Source organism: Cytophagaceae bacterium ABcell3 (assembly GCA_030913385.1).
GTDB lineage: Bacteria > Bacteroidota > Bacteroidia > Cytophagales > Cytophagaceae > ABcell3.
Map to the genome: position 1 here is coordinate 2,001,850 of CP133159.1, position 21,953 is coordinate 2,023,802.

19 protein-coding genes are annotated in these 21,953 nt (G+C 39.2%); 15 read left to right on the plus strand and 4 right to left on the minus strand.

The features are described from left to right. Nucleotides 1-52: 52 nt before the first annotated feature. The 3 genes from RCC89_08195 (at nt 53) to RCC89_08205 (ending at nt 6,709) form a co-directional block, all read left to right on the plus strand. Nucleotides 53-3,205 (plus strand): UvrD-helicase domain-containing protein, encoded by a 3,153-nt coding sequence (locus RCC89_08195; GenBank protein WMJ73140.1) that lies wholly within the window; start codon nt 53-55, stop codon nt 3,203-3,205. A gap of 9 nt (nt 3,206-3,214) precedes the next feature. Further along, nucleotides 3,215-6,070 (plus strand): PD-(D/E)XK nuclease family protein, encoded by a 2,856-nt coding sequence (locus RCC89_08200; GenBank protein WMJ73141.1) that lies wholly within the window; start codon nt 3,215-3,217, stop codon nt 6,068-6,070. A gap of 288 nt (nt 6,071-6,358) precedes the next feature. Then, the gene (locus tag RCC89_08205) at nt 6,359-6,709 is read left to right on the plus strand and encodes a P-II family nitrogen regulator (protein ID WMJ73142.1); all 351 of its coding nucleotides are present in this window, start codon (nt 6,359-6,361) and stop codon (nt 6,707-6,709) included. A gap of 171 nt (nt 6,710-6,880) precedes the next feature. On the opposite strand, the gene RCC89_08210 is transcribed toward RCC89_08205, so the two are convergent. Continuing rightward, nucleotides 6,881-7,489: a hypothetical protein gene (locus RCC89_08210; protein WMJ73143.1), complete on the minus strand. Its 609-nt coding sequence runs from the start codon at nt 7,487-7,489 to the stop codon at nt 6,881-6,883. Nucleotides 7,490-7,618: 129 nt separating this feature from the next. Between RCC89_08210 and RCC89_08215 the strand changes: the two genes are divergently transcribed. The 4 genes from RCC89_08215 (at nt 7,619) to RCC89_08230 (ending at nt 11,429) form a co-directional block, all read left to right on the plus strand. Continuing rightward, on the plus strand, nt 7,619-7,867 hold the full coding sequence (locus RCC89_08215; GenBank protein WMJ73144.1) for a hypothetical protein: 249 nt from the start codon (nt 7,619-7,621) through the stop codon (nt 7,865-7,867). Between the two features lie 67 nt (nt 7,868-7,934). Beyond that, nucleotides 7,935-8,432 (plus strand): WbuC family cupin fold metalloprotein, encoded by a 498-nt coding sequence (locus tag RCC89_08220; protein WMJ73145.1) that lies wholly within the window; start codon nt 7,935-7,937, stop codon nt 8,430-8,432. A gap of 287 nt (nt 8,433-8,719) precedes the next feature. After that, complete coding sequence (locus RCC89_08225; GenBank protein WMJ73146.1) at nt 8,720-10,645, plus strand: PrsW family glutamic-type intramembrane protease; 1,926 nt, start codon at nt 8,720-8,722, stop codon at nt 10,643-10,645. Continuing rightward, the gene (locus tag RCC89_08230; GenBank protein ID WMJ73147.1) at nt 10,590-11,429 is read left to right on the plus strand and encodes a CDC27 family protein; all 840 of its coding nucleotides are present in this window, start codon (nt 10,590-10,592) and stop codon (nt 11,427-11,429) included. The genes RCC89_08225 and RCC89_08230 overlap by 56 nt, the downstream gene beginning before the upstream one ends. 46 nt (nt 11,430-11,475) lie before the next feature. Here the strand turns inward: RCC89_08230 and RCC89_08235 are convergent, their stop codons facing one another. Next, on the minus strand, nt 11,476-11,679 hold the full coding sequence (locus RCC89_08235) for a hypothetical protein (GenBank protein ID WMJ73148.1): 204 nt from the start codon (nt 11,677-11,679) through the stop codon (nt 11,476-11,478). An 18-nt stretch (nt 11,680-11,697) separates the two neighbouring features. Then, nucleotides 11,698-12,171, minus strand: coding sequence for a DoxX family protein (locus RCC89_08240; GenBank protein WMJ73149.1), 474 nt, complete (start codon nt 12,169-12,171; stop codon nt 11,698-11,700). Nucleotides 12,172-12,668: 497 nt separating this feature from the next. On the opposite strand from RCC89_08240, the gene RCC89_08245 reads away from it, so the two are divergent. The 8 genes from RCC89_08245 to RCC89_08280 all read left to right on the plus strand — a co-directional run bounded on the left by RCC89_08245 (nt 12,669) and on the right by RCC89_08280 (nt 19,755). After that, entirely contained in the window at nt 12,669-13,406 is a 738-nt protein-coding gene (locus RCC89_08245) for an FkbM family methyltransferase (protein WMJ73150.1), read from the plus strand. Nucleotides 13,407-13,685: 279 nt separating this feature from the next. Beyond that, nucleotides 13,686-13,859 (plus strand): cbb3-type cytochrome oxidase assembly protein CcoS, encoded by a 174-nt coding sequence (gene ccoS / locus RCC89_08250; protein WMJ73151.1) that lies wholly within the window; start codon nt 13,686-13,688, stop codon nt 13,857-13,859. A 2-nt stretch (nt 13,860-13,861) separates the two neighbouring features. Beyond that, nucleotides 13,862-16,027 carry a cytochrome-c oxidase, cbb3-type subunit I gene (gene ccoN, locus RCC89_08255; protein WMJ73152.1) on the plus strand — a complete coding sequence of 722 codons (2,166 nt, stop codon included), beginning with the start codon at nt 13,862-13,864 and terminating at the stop codon, nt 16,025-16,027. Nucleotides 16,028-16,062: 35 nt separating this feature from the next. Then, the gene (locus RCC89_08260) at nt 16,063-16,263 is read left to right on the plus strand and encodes a CcoQ/FixQ family Cbb3-type cytochrome c oxidase assembly chaperone (GenBank protein ID WMJ73153.1); all 201 of its coding nucleotides are present in this window, start codon (nt 16,063-16,065) and stop codon (nt 16,261-16,263) included. Further along, entirely contained in the window at nt 16,260-17,147 is an 888-nt protein-coding gene (locus RCC89_08265) for a cbb3-type cytochrome c oxidase N-terminal domain-containing protein (protein ID WMJ73154.1), read from the plus strand. Before RCC89_08260 ends, RCC89_08265 begins: the two co-directional genes overlap by 4 nt. Before the next feature lie 27 nt (nt 17,148-17,174). Continuing rightward, nucleotides 17,175-18,584 carry a cytochrome c oxidase accessory protein CcoG gene (gene ccoG, locus RCC89_08270; GenBank protein ID WMJ73155.1) on the plus strand — a complete coding sequence of 470 codons (1,410 nt, stop codon included), beginning with the start codon at nt 17,175-17,177 and terminating at the stop codon, nt 18,582-18,584. A gap of 36 nt (nt 18,585-18,620) precedes the next feature. Beyond that, the gene (locus tag RCC89_08275) at nt 18,621-19,049 is read left to right on the plus strand and encodes a FixH family protein (protein ID WMJ73156.1); all 429 of its coding nucleotides are present in this window, start codon (nt 18,621-18,623) and stop codon (nt 19,047-19,049) included. Nucleotide 19,050: 1 nt separating this feature from the next. Then, on the plus strand, nt 19,051-19,755 hold the full coding sequence (locus tag RCC89_08280; protein ID WMJ73157.1) for a sulfite exporter TauE/SafE family protein: 705 nt from the start codon (nt 19,051-19,053) through the stop codon (nt 19,753-19,755). A gap of 136 nt (nt 19,756-19,891) precedes the next feature. Here RCC89_08280 and RCC89_08285 read toward each other — a convergent pair whose 3' ends face one another. Beyond that, nucleotides 19,892-21,904 (minus strand): T9SS type A sorting domain-containing protein, encoded by a 2,013-nt coding sequence (locus tag RCC89_08285; GenBank protein WMJ73158.1) that lies wholly within the window; start codon nt 21,902-21,904, stop codon nt 19,892-19,894. Nucleotides 21,905-21,953: the final 49 nt, after the last annotated feature.

Genomic DNA, 21,953 nt, shown 5'->3' on the forward strand with positions numbered 1-21,953 from the left:
ACCCTCTTTACTTCGCAGATAGGCTGCGTTCTTTCCTTTTACCTTTGTCAGCATGTCGCTTACTATTTATAAATCTTCTGCCGGCAGTGGCAAAACTTATAATTTGGCTAGGGAGTATCTGCAAATAGTTATTGCCAACCCTCGCGCTTATAAAAATGTTCTTGCCATAACCTTTACCAACAAAGCTACCGCTGAGATGAAAAGCCGGATTATTCGCTTTTTATCAGGACTGGCTGATGGAAAAGAAGAGGTTTTGCCCCTTTCTGAGGCTTTGCAAAAAGCTACTGGCCTTTCTGAAAAAGTGGTGGCTGGTCGGGCGCAAGAGGTCCTTACCAATATTCTTCACGATTATGGGCGGTTTTCCGCAACCACCATTGACTCGTTTTTTCAATTTGTATTAAAGTCCTTCAGTGCTGAACTCGGGCTTTATATGCAGTACGATATGGAGTTGGACAATAGCAGAATGATCGAATGGATGGTCGATAACATGCTGTTGTGTACTGAGGACGATAAAGAGCTTGAAGATTGGCTCAAAAAGTATGTGTATAGGCAAATTGCAGAGGGAAAATCTGTTCCTGGCATTAAACAGTCTTTCGCAAAACTTGCTGGGGAATTGTTCTCTGAAAATTTTTTCCGCATCACTTCTGCTGTTTCCTTTCAGGAAAACCTGGATTTATCTTTTTTCAATCAAGTAATTGCACGTTTAAATGCCTACAGGAGTGAAATTAAAACTCAATTTAGACAATGTGGCAAAGAGGCTTTGGATACTTGTCTCCAACATAACTTATGTGCCAAAGATTTTTTTCAGTCCTCAAGGGGCGTGTATAAGTTCTTTGAAAACTTACAGAATTTTGAAGATGCCATAGGTATGAACAGTTATGTTCAGCAATGTCTTGAAGATCCAGAAAAATGGGTTGGCGCGAAGCACAAAAGCCGCAATCTAATCATGCCATTGGTTTATGAGCAATTATACCCTAAACTTCAAGAGGCCAATGAGCTGATGCAAGAGTTTTACCAGCATTTCCTTACTGCCGGTGAAATTTTAAAGAATATTTATGTCTTTGGGGTGTTGAATTACCTCGATGAAATGAAGAAGGAGTATATCGCTGAGTTCAGGCAAATTACGCCTTGGGAAACCTTGGGTTACATCAACGATATCATTAAAGATGCCGAGGATGCTCCTTTTGTTTTTGAGAAAACCGGCACTTATATCAAGCATATGCTGATTGATGAAGCGCAAGACACTTCTATGGTGCAATGGGCAAGCTTAAGGCCATTGGTAGAAAATGTATTGGCAGGAAATGGAAGGGTGGTTATTGTAGGAGATGTGAAGCAGTCCATTTATCGTTGGCGTGGTGGGGACTTAAGTCTTCTTATGAACCAGATTGAAGATGAACTGGTCGTTTTTAATCCTGAAAGTCAGGTTTTAAATACGAATTGGAGAAGTTGTAAAAATATAATAGAATTTAATAACAGCCTTTATGACCAGTTGGGAATGTTTTCATCTTACCCATGGAAAAAACTTGCCAAGGTTTATGAAGGGCATAGGCAATATTGCAAGCCAGGTGCTCCAGATAAGGGATATGTGGAAGTAGGTTTTCTTGACGATGATAAAGAAAATGGTGGATGGAAGGCAAAGGCGGCTGAATTGACTATAGAAACCATCGATGATTTAAGGAACCGTAATTTTAGATTTAAAGATATAGGCATCGTTATTCGTAAAAATAGCGAAGGGGTGCTGCTGGCATCTATTTTAAAAGAGGCTGGCATTCCTTTTATTTCATCAGAAAGTCTTTTTGTTCAAAATGCACCTGTAGTACAGTTTATAGTGGCGATTTTGAAACTTTCGGCAGATAACAACGACGGTGTTTCGGCAAATTTAGCTGCAAAATTTTCTGCCGAGCTCAAAGGGGTAGGTATTTATGATGGTATAGGCTTGGTAGGAATAGAAGTCGTTAGTGGCCAAGTATTTAAGGTTGCTGAACATATACGGCCTATGAATATTTATGAGGCTGTAGAATATCTTATTAAAATATTTGCACTTGAACATGAAGCACCCGCTTACTTACAGCGTTTTCAAGATTTAGCGCTTGAGTATCTCAACAAACAGGGGACAGATATATATGGCTTTGTAAAATGGTGGGACGAGGAAATTGAAAGTGGTAAATATTCCGTGATTGTTCCAGAGGGAGAAGATGCTGTTCAAATTGTCACGATACATAAATCTAAAGGGCTCGAGTACCCGGTAGTCATTCTGCCATTTGCCTGCTGGCCCACCCAGCCTAAGTCAGGATCTGTATTTTGGACCGTGGTGCCAGAACCTGAAAGGTATGGCATACCTTATGTGCCACTTTCTGCCGGAAAAGAGCTAATGAACAGTGCTTTTGCGGAACAATACGGGCAAGAGTGGGAGAATAACTTTACAGACGAAGTCAATAGCCTCTATGTGGCTACAACCAGAGCTGAAAAGGAACTATACCTTTTTACATTAAAACCCAACAAGGAAGGGCTGCCTGAATATGATACGTTCAATGATTTGAATGTTTTTCTGTACCAAGCATGCAAAAATTTTGAAGTGGGAGAATTTGTTGACGATTTTTATAGCAGAGGGGAGAAATTGGAAGAGGAAGCACAGGTTACTACGGAAGATTCTGCGCAAGCAAAACTTAATAGTTATCCCGCAAAAGGTTTAATGCCACTTTCTGTGGCTGAAAGTGAAAAAGCTGTTTCGGCAGCGGTTGCCAAAGGCCTTTTGCTTCATAAGGTCCTCGAAAATATAAACAGCCATGCAGATATCAATCGCGCCGTACGTTCTGCTGTCGACGAAGGACTTTTTCAGTTGGAAGAGCAGGAGGCCTTTGTTGCCCATCTTGATGAACTATTAAATGCTGACAGCCATTTGCAAGAATGGTTTTCTGACGATCAGCAGTGGCGCAACTATCGGGAGCGAGAACTATACGATGCCCAAAATGACAAGATATACCGACCAGATAGAATTATGACTAGAGGTAACAAGGTTGTGGTACTGGATTATAAAGTAAGTTTTATGGATGAAGAGGGGGGAGATGAAGGAGTAGAGAGCTTGTTGTTGGATAGGTATAAGCGGCAGATGGACAAATATGCTGGCTTGTTGCAACGTTGTGGGTTTGCCCATGTGGAAACATACTTGTTGTTTACTGAAGATAAAAAACTTCTGAAGGTTTAATGTAGCGTTATGAAGAAGAAATTTTTGCAAATAGTAGCAGAACAGACTTGGGACAAATCAGCTTCTGATTACTGCTATGTTTTTCCTTCTAGAAGGGCAGGAGTCTATTTCAGAGACCATTTGAAAGCCTTTATTCGGGCGCGTGGAGAAGATGGTGTTGTGATGATGCCACAAGTGGCTACATTCAGTGAGTTTGTCAAAGCCCAATCACCCTACCTGTCAGCAGACCCACTTGATTTGTCTGTGCGCATGTACCGAATTTACTGTTCCCTTGTAAAAGAAGGAACCGCCATGGACTTTGACCGTTTTTACCCCTTGTCAGTAACCATGCTGCGGGATTTTAATGAGATGGATTTCGCTTTGGCGGATATTGATCAGTTGTTTAGCGATATGTCTTTGTTGAAGGAATATGAGTTTTCTGATATGGAAAGCTTGTTTTCCTATGAAGGCGTTAAGCAATTTTTTCAGGCTTTTAGATCTTATGGAAATAACAAGATAAGGGAGCAATATTTGTGGCTATGGAAGTTGGCTTCAGATCTATATAAAAATTTGAAAGCCGAGGTTATTAGCGAAGGGCTTGCATGGGATGGCCTAAACTATCGAATGCTTTCTGAAGGGAAAATAGCAGTGCCTGGGAAAAAAGCCATTTTTGCAGGTTTTAATGCCCTTAATAAATCTGAGGCTGCTATTGTTGAAAAGCTTCTTGTCGGTAAGCAGGCTGCCATCTTTTGGGATGGCGATGATTACTATGTCAACAATCCTATGCAGGAGGCAGGCATGTTTATTAGAAAATATGCTAAACGGTGGGAGGCTTATGAATCTATAGTGGTTTCTGCCGGACTTCAATCAGATAAAAAGAATATATATACTTATGGTAATGCATTGCAAGCAGGGCAGGTAAAAGCATTGCATTATGTATTGAATCAGTTATTGGATGAAGGACTTAACCCTGCAGAGACTATGGTGGTGCTGCCCGATCAAAATATGTTGCAGCCCTTGTTGTTTTCTTTGCCTGAGCGCTTGGAAAACATTAATGTGACCATGGGTATAAACTTGCGGAGGTCACATTTGCTGACATTGTATGAATACCTATACCAAACCTATAGGGAGGGTAAACAAGAAGAGGCTGCTTTCCTTGTAAGCATAAACAACCTGACGCGGATTTTACGCCACCCACTGATCTACCCATTAGCATCTGGCGCTATTGAAAGATTTACCGAAGCTTTAAATACGCAAAACCTTCTTTTGGCTAGTCATGAAAACCTGAAACTTGTGGCAGAAAGTTGTAAAACATTGCCTGCTTTGCAACAATTGCTGGACTTGATTTTTTCTTATGACCGCCGTAAGGGGAAAGCATTCTTTCAGCTTTTGATACAAATGAACCGCTATTTGCAAAAAGCACCTATGGCTATGTCTGCCATAGATAAAGAGTCCTTAGTTTTTGCAAATGCCGTACTTGATAAAATTATCAGTAACGCTTATTTGAAAACAGAAGCATTTTCACTGTCTTTTCATACAGCTTGGAAGCTGCTTCGTGAAGTGTTTGCTTCGGCCACGCTCCCTTTAGAAGGAAATGCTTCAGGAAGTTTGCAGGTAATGGGGCCTATGGAAACACGTTGTCTGGATTTTAAAAATATATTTATCTTATCAGCGAATGAAGGGATTTATCCCGCAAAACCTTCTTCAGACACGCTTTTGCCATACCAGGTTCGGAAAGCTTATGGGTTGCCTGATTATGAAACGCACGATGCAAATTACTCTTACCAGTTTTATAACCTGATTCAACGGGCAGAAAATGTTTATTGTTTTTACAATACGGAAGCTTCTGGAGCAGGAAAAGGCGAAATAAGCCGGTATTTTCAGCAACTTAAATATGAGCTCTCGGGCCAAAAAGGGGCTTTTGATTTTTCCAGTCGTATTTTTTCCTTTGACCTTGGTAAAAGTGTAGAGCCTAAGCCTATTTCTATACCTAAAGACGCAAATGTCCTTCGTGAAATATTAAATTATACCGAAGGGAGCGGAAAGGGATTTTACTTGTCTCCCTCGGCCCTTAGTGTTTACCTTAACTGCCCACTTCAGTTTTACTTTACCTATATCAAAAAAGTAAAAGTCCCTGAAGAGGGAACTGAAGATCTTGAGGCATGGGCTATGGGTAATATTGTTCACCGGACTATGGAACTGTTGTATGAGGCACATGTAGAAAGTGGACAGCCTGTTACTGCCAGCGATATTAAAGAATTGCAGAAAAAGGCCAATGCTGTCATGGACAAAGTGTTGGATGAGGAAATGATTAGCCAATATAGGAGGAAGGGGTTTAATAACTTATTGCTTGCGGCACTACGGAAATATGTCCTGAATATTTTGCTAAATGACTTGGAGTCCGTTCCCTTCAAAGTGCTCTCTTCGGAAGAAAAAATTCGGACAGGCATAAAAGTAGGTGGCCATGTTTTTGAATTAGGAGGGAAAATTGATCAAGTGAGAGAAAGGGCAGGGGAGGTTTGTTTGGTAGATTATAAAACCGGAAAAAGCCAAAAAGAACCTGTGAAGTTACTCGCTGAACCTGAACTTTATGTGGAAGAGGTTATTGGAAACCAGCAAAAGTTTAGGTATATATTTCAAATGGCAATGTATGGATGGCTTTATCAAAACGTTAAATCGGTGCCATTCCCGTCCCTGCAACTTCATTTTCTTCGTGATAACCATATTCTCCAGCTTCAGTATCCTTCGGGATCAGACCCTTGCTGGTTTGGCGATAAACTTGCTGAAAAGCTCCAAGAACTAAGTGACGCTGACGTACCTTTTTTGCAGACCGAAGATGAGAAAAGCTGCACTTACTGTGCGTTTAAAAAAATATGCCAAAGGTAGTAGTAGCGCTTGTATTTCCAGGGAATTTTAAGAAATAATTATTTTTTTGCGGAGTTTTTTTGAAGGTGTTTTTTGAGTTTTTTGATACAATTGTAAGAAAAGTCCCTTAAATTTTAAGGGTGTTCTGTTAAACAATACCATGATTGTTATAATAGCGTCATGATTTAAGGGTGTGTTTTCTAAATTATTGAAAAATAGTGTTTTGTAAATGTTTGCTAAGTGCTGTATTTTAGGATAACAATTGCAAGATTGCACTTGTTGGTATGTAAATTCTAAAAAAACTTAGCCATGAAAAAAATCGAAGCTATTATAAGAACGTCCATGTTCAATACAGTAAAAGAAGCCCTTCATGCTATAGGTGTAGACTTTTTTACTTTTGCAGACGTGAAAGGCGTAGGCAACCAAAAAAGTGAGCGGGGAACTTATAGGGGGGTAGAGTATGATTTAGGTTCTATTGCCCGGACACAATTGAATATTGTTGTTCCTGAAGATATTGCAGATGACGTTATTCAAGCCATCCTTGCTCATGGTGCTACTGGAGAAATAGGTGATGGAAAGATTTTTGTAACCGATGTAGCCCAAGTCATTCGCATTAGAGATGGAAAAGTTGACGATGCAGCATTGCAGCCCGTTGGCTAAACGGAGCTGTTAAAGCGGTGCTTGTAAAGTAAGGCTGATTGGAAATAGAAGCTATTAAAAGATAAAGTCCTGCGTATAACGTTTATACTGGTTTTCAAAGCACTAAGCCTTTCTTGATATTATAAGAAAGGCTTAGTTTCCTAAATTAATATTGTTCTTGGGTTTTATCTCTTATAGTCTAAATGCTATACCAAGGTTTAGGTTATAGTTATACATCCTTCCAGAGAAATCAGGAGCTTCCATAGAGTCATAGCTAAAACGACTAAAGCTAGGTTCTAGGAAGACTGAAAATACAGTAGCTCCCCGAAACTCCAACAGCATGCTAAATTTTGTGAACATCCTATTGGACATTGTCTCGTTGAAATCGTCCCTTACCGTTCTGAAAGTGCCAAGTGTAAAAGCGGGAGACAAATGAAAGAATGGTGCTTGAATCAAATCAAACCCAATTCTTCCGCCGCCCATATACATCGTTCTCCAATGAGTTCTCCTTTGCACTGTAGGTTGTATTCCTGTCGGTACATCAATATCGCGAATTCCTACGCCGGAGAAACCTGCTTCGGCGCCTAACCTTAATCTGTTTACCCTAAGCGTAACAAATGCGTTAGGTGATGCATTGAGTCCTCGGCTTTCAAATGGTGTAGTAACCTCTGGAAGCTGATAGTTGAATTCCGAATAACCAGCCCCAAAGGGACTTATGTAAACCCCTAGTTCTTGCCCCTTGACTTGATGTGTCAATGAGGCGATAGATAGTGATACAAGTAATGTAAGTAACCTCTTCATGTTCATCCCCTCTTGCCTTTTATATATTAAGAATAAAAAATCGTGGATTGTTAATGAAAAAATTACATTTACCTATTGATTTCTGATGATTCAACTATTAAATTAGTATTACAAACAAACATTACCGTTATGAGAAATCTGTTGCTGTATTTTAGATCCTTGTTTCAAGGAGTTTTTAGTCTTGCAGTATTTCTTGCTGCATTTTATGTATCAGTTGTTTTCTTCCTGCTATCAGTACTTGAAGAGATCTGGAGCGGAAAGGAAAATCCATCACGAGTGGCACGTATGGAGATGTTTGTAGAAAAGATCCAAAAATACGCAGGCGATGAGCGGCCTCAGCAAAGGAAGCATCTTCAGGTCGATGAAAGTGTTTCTTAAGGATCGTTATTTTTAACATTATTAGCTGTTCCGGGTTAACGGAATATTGACAAATTAGAGTTTTTTAATGATTAAGATTGATAGTGCACTACTGGATGAGACATCCACAAAAGCTGCTGCAAGTCCCCGCAGGAGAATGAACTATAACTTTCATTCGACCATGGAAGATAGTATGCACCGTATGCTCAATGCCATGGAGCCTGGTACTTATGTTCAGCCACATAAACATGAGGATCCTGACAAGACGGAAGCGTTCATTATTCTGCGGGGCTCAATTGCAGTAGTTATATTTGATGCAGATGGTACCCCCCAAGAAGTGCATGTGTTGAAAGCTGAATCAGGAAGTTATGGGTTGGAAATTCCCCCTCGCGTATGGCATACGCTTATCTGCCTAGAACCTGGTTCGGTAATTTATGAGATCAAACATGGGCCATATACCGCCTCTACAGATAAAAATTTTGCTTCATGGGCGCCCGCTGAAGAATTCCCAGAAGCTCATTCCTACCTGCAAAAATTAATCAATCAGTTTAACCTAAAAGTTTATGGCAAGGAGCAACCCGCATAATGAAAAGCCCCCTCAGTTTTGGTTTATGCTCAGGATTTTGGCTTTTGCTGGAACCCTTTTATTGCTCTACCTTATCTATTGGATTTTTGGATAGCTTTTTATTGGTTTAAGTTTTGGTGTGCTTGGAAATAGTGCAAGACTTGTATTAGGTGTTTCGTCTAATAAATGAAAATGCTTAATTATAAATATGTGTATTTTGTTTATTTTTATATGTTTTTGTCTTATTTTTGTCTATTCTAGGCCTGTGGCTGTGCTGATTTGCTCGGCAGGTTTAATTTCTCTGATTAATGAAGAAACATTTACTTCTTTTTTCTTTTCTCATTCTGGCTATAGTGTTATTGCGTTTGATCTTTAATGCACCAGAAAAAGAAAAGTATGTTGATGAGGTTTTGCCTGCGTCTTTTGCCATTGTTAAACTAGATGATGACTACCAAATTGTTGACGATACTTTAGATTTCGATTTTCAGTACCCTCAAATCGAGAAGTTTGTGCATACTCCTCTTCGACAAATGTCTATGGAAGGGGAGGTGGTGCGCAAGCATGAATCTTTTTTAAAATATTATCAATCTTATTTACATTCTGAAAACCCCAATGCTAGAGAAATTGGTTTTCTGGCTTTGGGAATGTATTACTCTGTGCTCGGTGAAGGGGAGGTTTCTTTAGAATACTTTAATAGGCTTGAAGGGTTTTATGATCATGACCTTGTAGTTTATTGGCGTGGCAGGTCTTTGGCCCTTGAAGGCGCTTACCTTGATGCTTCTCTGTTAATAGAGGAAAGCCTAGAAAGACAGATTTATGAAGATTCTTGTAAGAAATACCTTATAGTGGCAAGTTTAGCGTCTGAAGATTGGGGTGCTGCTTATAATTTGATCCAAAACTACCCAGAAACCAAACAATATTTAAGTGAAGGGGAATATTTAAAATTATTAAAGGCTAATGTTTCTTCTTTGGAGTTTTTTGTTGAAAAGGTTGGTATTGATGTTTTTAAGTTTCCGTTTTATGCAAGTTTGTTCGTAGCTATTATTTGGTTTTTTCTACTCATTAGCTTAAATATTTTTGAAGCGAGGATCTTTCCTGCTGTTTTTGCCACGTTGGCCTTGAGCGCACTTTCTACTCTATTCTTAACTGAGTTTTTATACAAGTTTTATGGTATAAGTTTATTACAAGTTTCGCCATCAGATTATTTTGTTTACTATGTAATGGTGGTAGGTGTGGTGGAAGAGCTTGTGAAGGGAATTCCTTTTATAGTATGTTATTTGATTTTTAGGCCTAAAGACTCTGTTGCTATTTTGCTTATGGCTGGAATGTCTGGTTTGGCTTTTTCATTTATTGAAAACATTACTTATCTGGATAAATACGGGCATAATATTGTGTCTGTTAGAGGTTTTAGTCCCACTATTGTTCATGTTGTCTTGACTAGTTTTTTGGCTTATGCAGTAATCTACAATAGATTTTATAAAAAGAAATTGGTCGGACTTTATTTGTTAATGGCTTTTGCTGCTAGTGCATTTTTACATGGTGTTTATGATTATTTTCTTGAAATAGATGATGGGGTAAGAGATACCAGTTCCCTTTCTATTGTATTGGTTCTTGTATTAATATTTATCTACGGAATGATTTTGGGGAATAGCTTAAACGTTAGTTCTAATTTTTATTATGACAAATCATTGCGGTTAAAGAATAGGGTTTGGCGCTTCTTGGCAGGGCTTTTTGCTATTGAAATGTTTGAGTATGCAAGTGTGCTGTATTATAGTGGGGTGCAATCTTCAGACCTTTGGCTTATAGTCAACTTTTTTAAAGTTATTTTTGTGGTATTCCTCATATCACACATAATCACCTATAAAGATCTTATTAAGGGTCGTTGGCATATATTTAACTTGTGTCCTTTTTATAACAGAACACATTTAAACAAATTAATGACTATGTCAGGTAAGTTGGTGGTTAGCGACCAGGAACATGTTTTTAAGCCGGTAGCGAGGGTAGTGGATCGCGCTTATAATTCTGCTTACATTGCGTTGGCGGGATTGGATATTCCCAAATTTGTAGGGAAAACGCCTGTGTTATATTTTTTTAGCTCAGGTATCCAGAAAGCAAAGCTTGGCTATTTTAATGAAAAAGGAGATTTTATCAAGTATAAAGAAGTAAAAATAAAATTAGATGAACAGGACTGTTACAAAAAAAGTAGGCAAAAAGAAGAAGGTAGTCAAGCCTGAAAAGCCACAAAAAAGCAATTCTTCAAAATATGTTTTTATTGGTATAGGTGTTTTTGTTGGTTTAGTGACTATTGCTGTAGTTTTTTTCAATTATATGAATTACTACTCCGCCAGAAACTATCTAAAAGAAGCTAAACAGTTTTTAGAGCAGGGCGATGAGTATTGGGCTATGCAATATGCTAAAAATGCCTTGATTCGTGATAATGAATATGCAGATGCCTATTTGTTTAAGGCTGGCTTGTTGATGGAATGGAAGAATTATGAAGAATGTGTTTCACAAATTAAAATGGCCATGTTGTATAGCGATGCTCCTACGATAGACATGCATTTTGTTTATGGAAAGTGTTTGTATAAGATCGGTAAATATGAAGAAGCGTATGTTCACTTAGATAAGGTATATGAAGAAACTCCTAAAAGGGATAGTGTTTCATTGTTCCTTGGCGATATATATTCAGCCCATATGCTCGATTATGCTTCGGCAGCAAAATTGTATAGGGAGTTCTTTGACGATCACAGAAATAGTGTTGATGCCGCTTTAAAAATTGGTGATTCTTATTACAAATTAGAAGACTATGACCAGGCGATGAAATTCTATGATGTAGTTCTTCGTATCGATGATGAGCATGCAGGTGCTTTATATGGAATGGCAAAATGTTGTTTCAAAGACGAGGACTCCTTTGCGGATGGTTGTCGTAAAGCCACTTTGGCTGCTCAATTTGGCCATGCAAAGGCTGAGGCTTTGCTCCAGACTTATTGTTCAGACGGTGAAGTGGACTTTGAATAAGTTTTGTGAATTTTTGCTCAGGGTTATTCCCTGAGCTTTTTTATTGCTATTCGCCTATTTCCCTAAGGTCATAATCACTGCCTTTGCCATACTGGGTAAGTTCTTCTAGTGTTAAGGTTTCCAGTGTGAGCAATGATTTGATTTTTATGTTTTTAGGGCTTATTTCTTCTACAATAAACTCTGTTACTTCTCCAAAGTTTTTTATTTTATATTTCTTTCCTACTCGGAGTGTGTCTCTGGAAATTGCCATAGTTTTTAATGTTTGTCGTTACCAGTATTTAGCTCTTCCGCGGCCTTTGGGCTCCGCTAACAGTCCGTCTGTAGACGCCCATCCGCCACCTTTAATGATAAGGGCTGTGGCCATGCCTATTGTAAGCAGATGGAACTCTATCCCATGTCCTTCTTGATTTCCCTGCCAATCTATGAAAAAGCCATATTGCAAATGAACCATAAAAATAGCACCGATCATAACAATTCCGATAGACAGTGCCATAAATCTGGTTAAGAACCCAATAATCAAACCTACAGCGCCAATAGACTCTGCCATTATTACCAAGAAAGCCACTGCAGCCGGTACTCCCAGGGATGTTGTAAAAAACTCCATAGTACCGGAGAATCCAGCCCCGCCAAACCACCCAAATAGTTTCTGTGCCCCGTGTGGAAATATGACGGCTCCTAAGGTTACCCTTATGATAAATGTGGAAAAGTCGTTGTCATTGGTTGCTAAAAACTGCTTGAACATAGTTTTTCTATTTTCTTCTTTAACTCGAATCATGCCATAGGGTTCGTAATGAGTGGCAAAAGAACAAAAAATCAGCGCATTTTTGCTGCAAAGCATAGTGGTGCTATGGTTAAAGCAAAAATGCGAGCAAAGCGACTGATTTGAAGTTGTTTTGCTACGTAATAGAAAGTTCTATTGCATATTTCAGGTTTAATCAATACTTTTTTGAGACTAGCCACAAATGCACAATCTACTTTTTGGTCTTACATTCGAAGTATTCCAATACGTCTTCGTGTAAGGCTACACACACTTGTGACTTTTTCAGCAGGTCCTAAATAGGTTCCCAAGCATAGGGAATTGATGTTTTCATAAAACCTTCTTGCCTTATTAGTTTAGCATACTCTTGCTTCTTTCTCTTTTTTTTTTAAAAAAAAGCAAGTTTCGATAACCTTTTGGTGGACATAATATTTATATTTTTAATAGTGAGAGAAGAAGAAGTAACTTTTAACTGGCGATGTATGAAAACAAAAATCAAGAAAGCGCTCCAGAAGAGCCTAGGGTTTGAGAACTATCTTTTTGGGTTTTCGCTCTACAAGATTTGGATGATGAGGTATGATTCTTCGGAAAGAGATTTTCTGGAGTTTATGAAGTTGCTGCCTGAGGAGGGTGTTGTACTGGATATAGGAGCAAATATTGGCCTAATGACAGTTACACTTTCTAGAAAATTTAAGAAAAGCCAGATATTTTCGTTCGAACCTGTCCCAAATAATTACAAAGCTTTGAAAAGGGTTTCAGATTTTTTTGGGTGTGGCAATGTAAGCTTTTTTCAACATGCACTAGGTAATGAGGAAAAGGAAATGTCTATGGTGATGCCGGTTAAAGATTCTGTGAAAATGCAAGGCTTGTGTCATATGGTGGACGAGTCAATACCTAAGCAGAGCCAGGGAGAGCTTTTTGTTACTGATGTAAAAAGATTAGATGAGCTTGAATGCTTGAAGCATGACTGTGGCCCTGTTACTGGCATTAAGCTAGATGTTGAGCACTTTGAATGGGCTGTATTAGAAGGAGGAAGGGAATTGATTAAAAAATATAAGCCCGTAATATATTGTGAACTTGCCGATAATATGAACAGGGTCAAGAGTTTTATGCTCCTTTTAAATCTAGGGTATAAAGCCAAAGTGGTTTGTAATGGAACGCTTGTTGATTTTGATGAGAAAAAACACAAGAATTTAAACTTTATCTTTGTTCCAATTTAGATTAGCGGTAAAGAGTCATATTTGTGTTTGTTAAAATGGAAGAAAAGACCTGAGTGATCTCAGGTCTTTTTGTGTTTGCAGTGCTGTAAGTGTTTGTGGTTTAGTTGTTTTTTTGTGATTTTGAATTTTTCTTAGGTTGGTAGGCAATTTTTCTAGAAAATCAAATGACTCGCCTTTGCTTTTTTCAAAAGTGATAAATGTCATTTTTCCTTCTGTTCATGGTCATTCTATGGAGGCTTAAGTATGCCTTCCTTTGTAAGTAAACAAAGCTAAAAAACCATGAGTGTAATCTTCATTTTGATCTTGATTAGCCTATTGGTCGCAGGGACTTTCCTTGCTGCATTTTTATGGGCTATGAAGTCTGGCCAGTTTGACGATGAGTTTACTCCTTCGGTCAGAATGCTGTTTGATGATGAAAAGCCTAGTAAACAACAATCCAATTCTCATAAATAACCATGCTTAAAGACAACCTAACACAAGACCGGGACAGGCATGTGGTCAGTAATATCGATCAGGAGATCGTTATGTATGATAACACTATTGTACGTAACTTTTCTATCGCTGCCGCTGTCTGGGGAATCATTGGTATGATAGTGGGACTTACAGCCGCACTTCAACTGGTGTTTCCTGCGCTTAATTTCTCAGAAATTACAACTTTTGGTCGTATCAGGCCTTTGCACACCAATGCTGTTATTTTCGCTTTTGTCGGAAACGGGATTTTTGCAGGGATTTACTATTCCCTTCAGCGCCTTTGTAAGACAAGGATGTACAGCGATGCATTGAGCAACATTAATTTTTGGGGATGGCAATTGATTATTCTTTCTGCCGTCATAACCCTGCCTTTGGGAATCACTTCCAGTAAGGAATATGCTGAACTTGAATGGCCAATCGATATTGCTATTACAGGTATATGGGTGGTTTTTGGCTGGAATATGTTTGCCACCATTTTAAAAAGGAGGGAGAAGCATATGTATGTGGCTATCTGGTTTTACATTGCCACATTTGTTACTGTTGCGGTTCTTCATATTGTAAACTCCTTTGGGCTACCTGTAAGCTTTATGAAAAGCTATTCATGGTATGCAGGTGTGCAAGATGCCCTGGTCCAGTGGTGGTACGGACACAATGCGGTGGCATTCTTCCTGACAACTCCTTACTTGGGTTTAATGTATTATTTTGTGCCTAAGGCTGCTAACCGTCCAGTATATTCATACCGGTTATCGATCATTCACTTTTGGGCATTGATATTTATTTATATATGGGCAGGTCCGCACCACTTGCTATATACCGCACTTCCTGACTGGGCACAATCTTTAGGGGTAGTGTTTTCTATTATGTTGATCGCACCTTCTTGGGGGGGGATGCTCAATGGACTTCTTACTTTAAGAGGTGCTTGGGATAAAGTCCGGGAAGATGTCGTGCTAAAATTCATGGTCGTTGCGCTGACGGCTTATGGTATGGCAACCTTTGAGGGGCCTATGCTTTCATTAAAGAATGTAAACGCTATTGCACACTTTACCGACTGGGTAGTGGCGCACGTACACGTAGGTGGCCTAGGGTGGAACGGTTTCCTTACCTTTGGTATGCTTTATTGGCTATTCCCTAAGATGTACCGTACTGAACTATGGTCAAAGAAACTTGCCAATTTCCACTTCTGGATTGGTACGCTAGGTATTATCTTCTATGCCCTTCCTATGTATTGGGCTGGATTTACACAAAGCTTAATGTGGAAAGAGTTTACCGCTGATGGTTTCCTTGCTTATCCTAACTTCCTTGAAACGGTAACGCAGATTAAACCTATGTATTTGCTGCGCGCATTTGGTGGAGGGTTGTTCATTGTCGGTGCATTGGCTATGTGCTACAACCTTTACATGACAGCTAAAAAGGGCTCTTTCCTTGCCAATGAGCCATCACAGGTGCCAGCTATTAAAGAAGAGAAGCATGATGCTAAAGAGCACTGGCATAGAGCTATAGAAAAGCGCCCTACGCAACTTCTGATCTTTAGCTTAATAGTGATTTTGATAGGTGGATTGGTTGAAATGGTGCCGACTTTCCTTGTGAAGTCTAATGTGCCTACTATTGCCAGTGTTAAACCTTATACACCACTCGAACTAGAAGGAAGGGATTTGTATATCAAAGAAGGTTGCAATAACTGTCATACCCAGATGATCAGGCCGTTCAGGTCAGAAACAGAAAGGTATGGCGAGTATTCGAAGGCTGGAGAGTTTGTTTATGACCACCCATTCTTGTGGGGATCTAAACGTACAGGGCCGGACTTGCATAGAGAAGGTGGCAAATATCCTGATTCATGGCATTACAACCATATGTTGGATCCAGAGTCTATGTCTCCTGGCTCAATCATGCCTGCTTATCCATGGATGATTACCAGAAAGCTAGATACTGACAATTTAGAAGCGAAAATTTCTGCCATGAGAAAATTAGGTGTCCCATATCCTGAAGGGTATGAAGACAAGGCACTGGCTGACCTGCAAACTCAGGCTGTAGGAATATCTGACAATCTCGCCCAAAGCGGTATCAGAGTAACTAGTGATAAAGAAATTATAGCCATGATTGCATACCTGCAAAGGTTAGGTATAGATATCAAAGGTGAAAGTAACGAATAAAATATAAGATAATGCTAAAGTTTATAAAGCATCATATGTCAGAAATCGGTGGGATAGAAATCTATCCTATCATTTCCTTTCTTATTTTCTTCATATTCTTTTTGGTAGTACTCATACTGGTTTTTGGAGCCAATAAAGAGTATCTCCGAGAGATGGAGCATTTACCCTTAGATGGACAAGCAGATGAGGAAGGTCAGGATAATGTATTGTTTCATTCAAACCAGAAAGTGCAATGAATTTCAAACTTTTAACAATGAAAAAGCAGTGGTTTATTCCTGCTATGCTCCTGGCGGCTCTTAACTTACTGCCTGTGTCCGCTTTTGCAGCAGAAGATAAAGGACTTTTACAGTCTTTGTTGTCAAACCAGGATGCTTTTCTGTCAGTACTTCTTATTCTTATCATATTTGTGGTGTTAGTCTTGTTGTTTGTACTGGTGGCCTTCCGTGCATTGATCAATTTCTTGCAGGCTGAGAATAAGTTTGCTTCCTCCAATGCTGTGGAGCCTCAGCAATCTTGGTGGGCTGCTTTACAAGACAAATTGACTGATGCTGTTCCTGTTGAACGTGAGCATGAGGTGTTGACCTCACATGAATATGACGGAATCAGGGAACTTGATAACAATTTGCCTCCTTGGTGGAAATTTATGTTTTACGCTACCATTGTTTTCTCTGTGGTCTATTTGGGTTACTATCATTACTATGATGGGCCTTCTTCGGCAGAGGAGTATTATGCAGAAATGAAAATTGCGGAAGCGAGGATTGCCGAACATAGAGAAAAAGCGGGGAATCTTATAGATGAAAACAATGTGGAAGTGCTGGATGATGTATCGCACCTTGCCAGTGGAGAAGCGATCTATAGCCAGAATTGTGCTGCCTGCCACGGTGTCGCTGGTGAGGGAGGGGTTGGGCCTAACTTGGCAGACGAGTATTGGCTATATGGTGGTGATATTAAAGATATCTTTAAGTCAATAAAATATGGAATTCCTCAGAAAGGTATGATAGCCTGGCAAGGACAACTTACGCCTTTGCAAATTCAGGAAGTGTCCAGCTTTATTTATCATATGCATGGAACAAACCCTCCGAACGCTAAAGAGCCGCAAGGGGAAATTCATAAAAGGTAATTACAAACAAATTAAAACAGATCATCAATGTCTGAGCATTCAGGAAATACTGCTGCCTTTAGAGATTCGATTTCTACTGTTGATAAATCAGGGAAAAGGGTATGGCTGTACCCTCGAAAACCGCAGGGTAGGTATACCAATGCCAGGACGGGTGTGTCTTTGTTTTTGCTGACCTTGTTCTTCACCGGTCCTTTTTTGAGGATCGGTGGGGAACCTGTTTTGCTGCTCAATGTCATTGAGCGCAAGTTTATTATTTTCGGCAAAGTCTTCTGGCCTCAAGATTTCTATCTCTTCGTTATTGCCTCTTTGATAATGATGGTTTTTATAGTCGTGTTTACTGTAATATATGGACGGATTTTTTGTGGCTGGGTGTGTCCCCAAACCATCTTCATGGAAGGGGTGTTTAGAAAGATTGAGTACTGGATTGAGGGTGATTATAAGAAGCAACAGGCATTGGATAAGGCACCGTGGAGTGGTGCGAAAATTGGCAAGAAAGTATTTAAACATAGTGTGTTTTATGGAATAGCTTTTTTGGTGTCCAATACCTTTCTGGCTTATATGATAGGTTCGGAAGCCATTTTGGACTTAATAAAATCGTCACCTTTTGAGCATCCAGAAACTTTCGGTAGCCTAGTGCTTTTTGCAGGTGTTTTTTATGGGGTTTTTGCACGTTTTCGAGAACAAGTTTGTACGACTGTTTGTCCATACGGGCGTTTGCAAGGCGTACTTATGGACAGGAACTCTGTACTGGTCGCCTACGATTATAAAAGGGGCGAACCTCGTATGAAGTTTAGGAAAAATGAAGACCGGGAAAACGCTGGTAAAGGAAGTTGTATAGACTGTAGCTTGTGTGTCGATGTCTGTCCTACGGGTATAGATATTAGGAACGGTACCCAAATGGAATGCATTAGCTGTACGGCGTGTATAGATGCCTGCGATTTTGTAATGAAAAGGACTGGCCAGCCAACAGGGTTAATTAGGCATGACAGTGAAGAGGGTATTGCTAATAGGCAACCTTTTCGCTTTACCAAGCGCATGATGTCTTATTCTGCTGTCCTGGTAGTGCTTGTTTTTGTCTTGGGTGTACTTATAATTACTAGAACAGATGTGCAAACTTCTATTCTCCGAACGCCAGGTATGATGTACCAAATCCAGGAAAATGGCTATGTCAGCAATTTGTATAATTATAAAGTCATTAATAAAAGCAGTCAGGATATGCCTCTCTACTTTATGCCTTTGAATTTCGAAGGAGAAATAAGAATGGTAGGGGGCAATGATGTTAGCTTGGAGAAACATGGGCTTGCTTCTGGGTCTATGTTTGTTCTCTTGGACCAACAGCAAATTACAGAACCTAAAACCCGTTTGGAAATTGGTGTGTTTTCTGACGGAAAGATGGTAGAAAAAGTTAAAACTACCTTTATGGCACCGGTTAATTGAGTATTATTTAATGAGAATGTTTAAAAACTTATAGCTATGAATTGGGGATATAGTATAGCAGTGGCTTTTGCCTTTTTTATGGCGTTTATCATTTATTTGGTGGTAGGTACTTATAAACAAAACGTTGATTTGGTGTTTGACGATTATTATGTTCGTGAGATCAAATTTCAGGAACAGATTGATAAAAGCGTTAATGCCGCTGATAAACCGCTAAAATGGTCTGTAAGAAATGACTCAGTGGTGGTCAAATTCCCTGAATCGGTAGACTTCCAGACGCTGAGCGGTGAAATCGTTTTTTACAGGCCCGACCATTCTGGATCTGATATCAAAGAACGCATCTTTCCTGGGACTTCTGGCGAGCAGGTATTTCCGGTGTCAAAGTTTAGACAAGGGAAATACCGGTTAAAAACAGATTGGCAGTCTGGCGGGAATAACTATTATGATGAACAGATAATTGTTCTTTAATATGGAGACACAAATGTTCATGGCCGCCTTTCTTATCGGCGTGGCTGGTAGCCTGCACTGTATAGGTATGTGCGGGCCTTTGGCTATGGCCCTTCCTGTCAGAGATAAGCATATGATTGGCAAAGTCGCTGGTAGGTTGCTCTATAACTTTGGTCGAACGGCCACATACGCATTTATGGGTTTGTTCTCTGGGCTTATAGGGAAGGTGTTTTATCTGGCAGGTTATCAGCAGGTATTGTCTATTTTATTGGGCGTATTGGTAATTGCTGCTGTTTTATACCCTTCTTTGGTAAAAGGCAAGATCAATGTTATTGGGTTTGGATTGGTAAATTCAATCAAAAGAGGATTGACAAGGGTATTTAACAATGGCTCTTACCCTGGCTTAATGTTCACTGGAGTATTAAATGGTTTTTTGCCCTGTGGGTTGGTTTATATGGCATTGGCAGGAAGTATGGCTACTGGTGGTATGATTTCTGGTAGCTTGTTCATGGCTGCTTTTGGTCTTGGGACACTGCCAGTGATGATGGCCGTTTCTTTGGGCGGCGCTTTTGCCAGCGAGTCTATAAAATCTAAAATTCGCAAAGCTGTGCCTGCCATGATGGTGGTTATGGGTTTGGTATTGATACTCCGCGGCCTCAACCTCGGCATCCCTTATGTAAGTCCCGCCGTGGGAGCAGAAGGGCAGGAGGTGCATAGTTGTCATTGAAATAGATTCCTTCTTGTTTTGGGCTTATACTTCTATAGTTATAAACTTATCGGAAAATGTTATGGTTTTAAGATTTGGAAGAAAAATGAGGTTGTTGTTTTTACCCCATTTTCCTTCTTCAAAATCTTGCAATAATTTATTCTAATATGAAGCTTTTACCTTGTTTTTCGTTTTGGTTGATTGTGTACAAGTAATATACACCTTTGGGCAAATGCTTGAGATCGATTATGTTTTCTCTTTTATTTGTATTAATAGAAAAGACATTTTGTCCTAATGAGTTAATTATGAATATTTGATATTCATTTAAATCTTTTCCTGTAATATTTAGGTTAATTGTGCCTGTACTGGGATTGGGGTATAAGGTTAAGCTATAACTAGAATCAGCTTTAACCTTTTGTGGTATTTCAACGTCTTTTATTTTTAAGTCGGTATTATAGACTTTAGCTTTTTTATTTTGAGGTGCATCTGAAAAACAATCTATTTCTTTACAGTTATTTATATACCTCTGAATACCGGCAGAAAATCCAGGCCTAGCTACAAAGCCAGGGCGAATATTGATTTCATTCCCCGCAGTTAATACTGTTGCTCCACTGCTTTGTCCATTTGTTGTGTTTACTAGAATGGTATTGCTTGCAGAATGATTTCCTGATATGGAAGAAGACGTTAGGTTAAGATCATAGTTTAAATCCTTAAAGGCTCTCAACTGTGAAGTGTAATCTTGGCCATTAATATGAAAGGTGCCTCCCTCGTGGATGTTGAAGTGGAAAAGACTAGTTTCATTGTAAAAACAAACGCCAGGGCTATTTTCCAATATTACTTTTCCTGTACTATAAACATTGAAAATATATGATATATCTAACATTTTTTCTTTAACCCTTAAGTCTCCATGTATATAGAAAGAAATACCGCACTTTTGATCGCAGGCAAAATTTATGTCAGAATTAGAATCAATTATTAGTTCTGCGCCATTTTCAACCCATATTTCACAATCAGCGGGAAGGGTTATGTTACAATCTATAGTTAGCTTTGCCCCTGGCCGAACACGGATTTTTTCATAAAGCCTTATGTCAGTATCTAATACCATGTCCTCTTCTATAAAGAGTATGCCATCTGCATAGCAGGTTTCAACAAAATTTTTCATGTTGGTTATTGACAATGTACGATGCATTTCAGCTATATTGTCTCCGCTTAAATATGTTCTTCCAGCGTAATAGGGGTCAGCATTATGCATTACATGATTGTTTATTTCCCCTTCTATTTCATTGCAGGGTTTTACCTTTGTCTCACAATCATTACAATGGTTTATGCATGGGAAAAAACAGTGGCCTATTTCATGAATTAGTGCTTTGTATAAATTAAATGCCTTATCGTCTAGTATTGTCTGCCATGAGCGAGTGTTCTCTTCATCTTCAAGTAAGCATTGGCCTGCGATATAGCCATTATAATGATCAGTCATGGAAACTCTCGATGATTTATTGAAGTCATCATAATAAGGTCTTTCAGCACAATCAATACCGTTAATGGTACCATTACAGTATGCTGTTAAACTATCATAAGTATCTTTGTTCTCAGTAAAGAAAACATTGATACCCGGCTCAATTGATGAATTATTGCTTACTAATGCGTCTAATTGATTAAAATACGAGTTGCTTGATGGGCAGGGAAGTCCGAAACCATTATTTTGATTGTTCCATAAATATGGATCTACTATATAATGTTTGGAAACATTAAACCGTATTTTGGTGTCAGGGATATGGTCAGGGCTTCGGCACAAAGATGGATGGCCGTTCGTAAGGTTTTCCCATTCTCCATCATTGGGTGGAAGGATGTTTTTTAATCTATGATGTAGTCTTCCTATAGCCTCGTCTAAAATATACTGATGTTCTGGGTTGCCTTCTTCGAACATCCTAGGATCATTTTCATCATATTGTATGAATATTAAGTTTACCCGCACTTCTTTGTAGGTTGTATTGTTGTTAGGTTTAAAGAAGCCTAATGGGTAATTGGGATTTATGTTCAATAGCCGTGAGCATAAACCATTAGAGTTTTTTGGCTGTGCCTCTCCCATTCCGCATGTGCGTGTGTTTTGCGAAATACCAGAAGTTATTATCCCAAAAATGTAGTATAACAGTAGTAATCTAAATTTCATTATTAGGCATTGGTTTAGTTCTCATATTATTTGTTCAAGTTGATTTTTG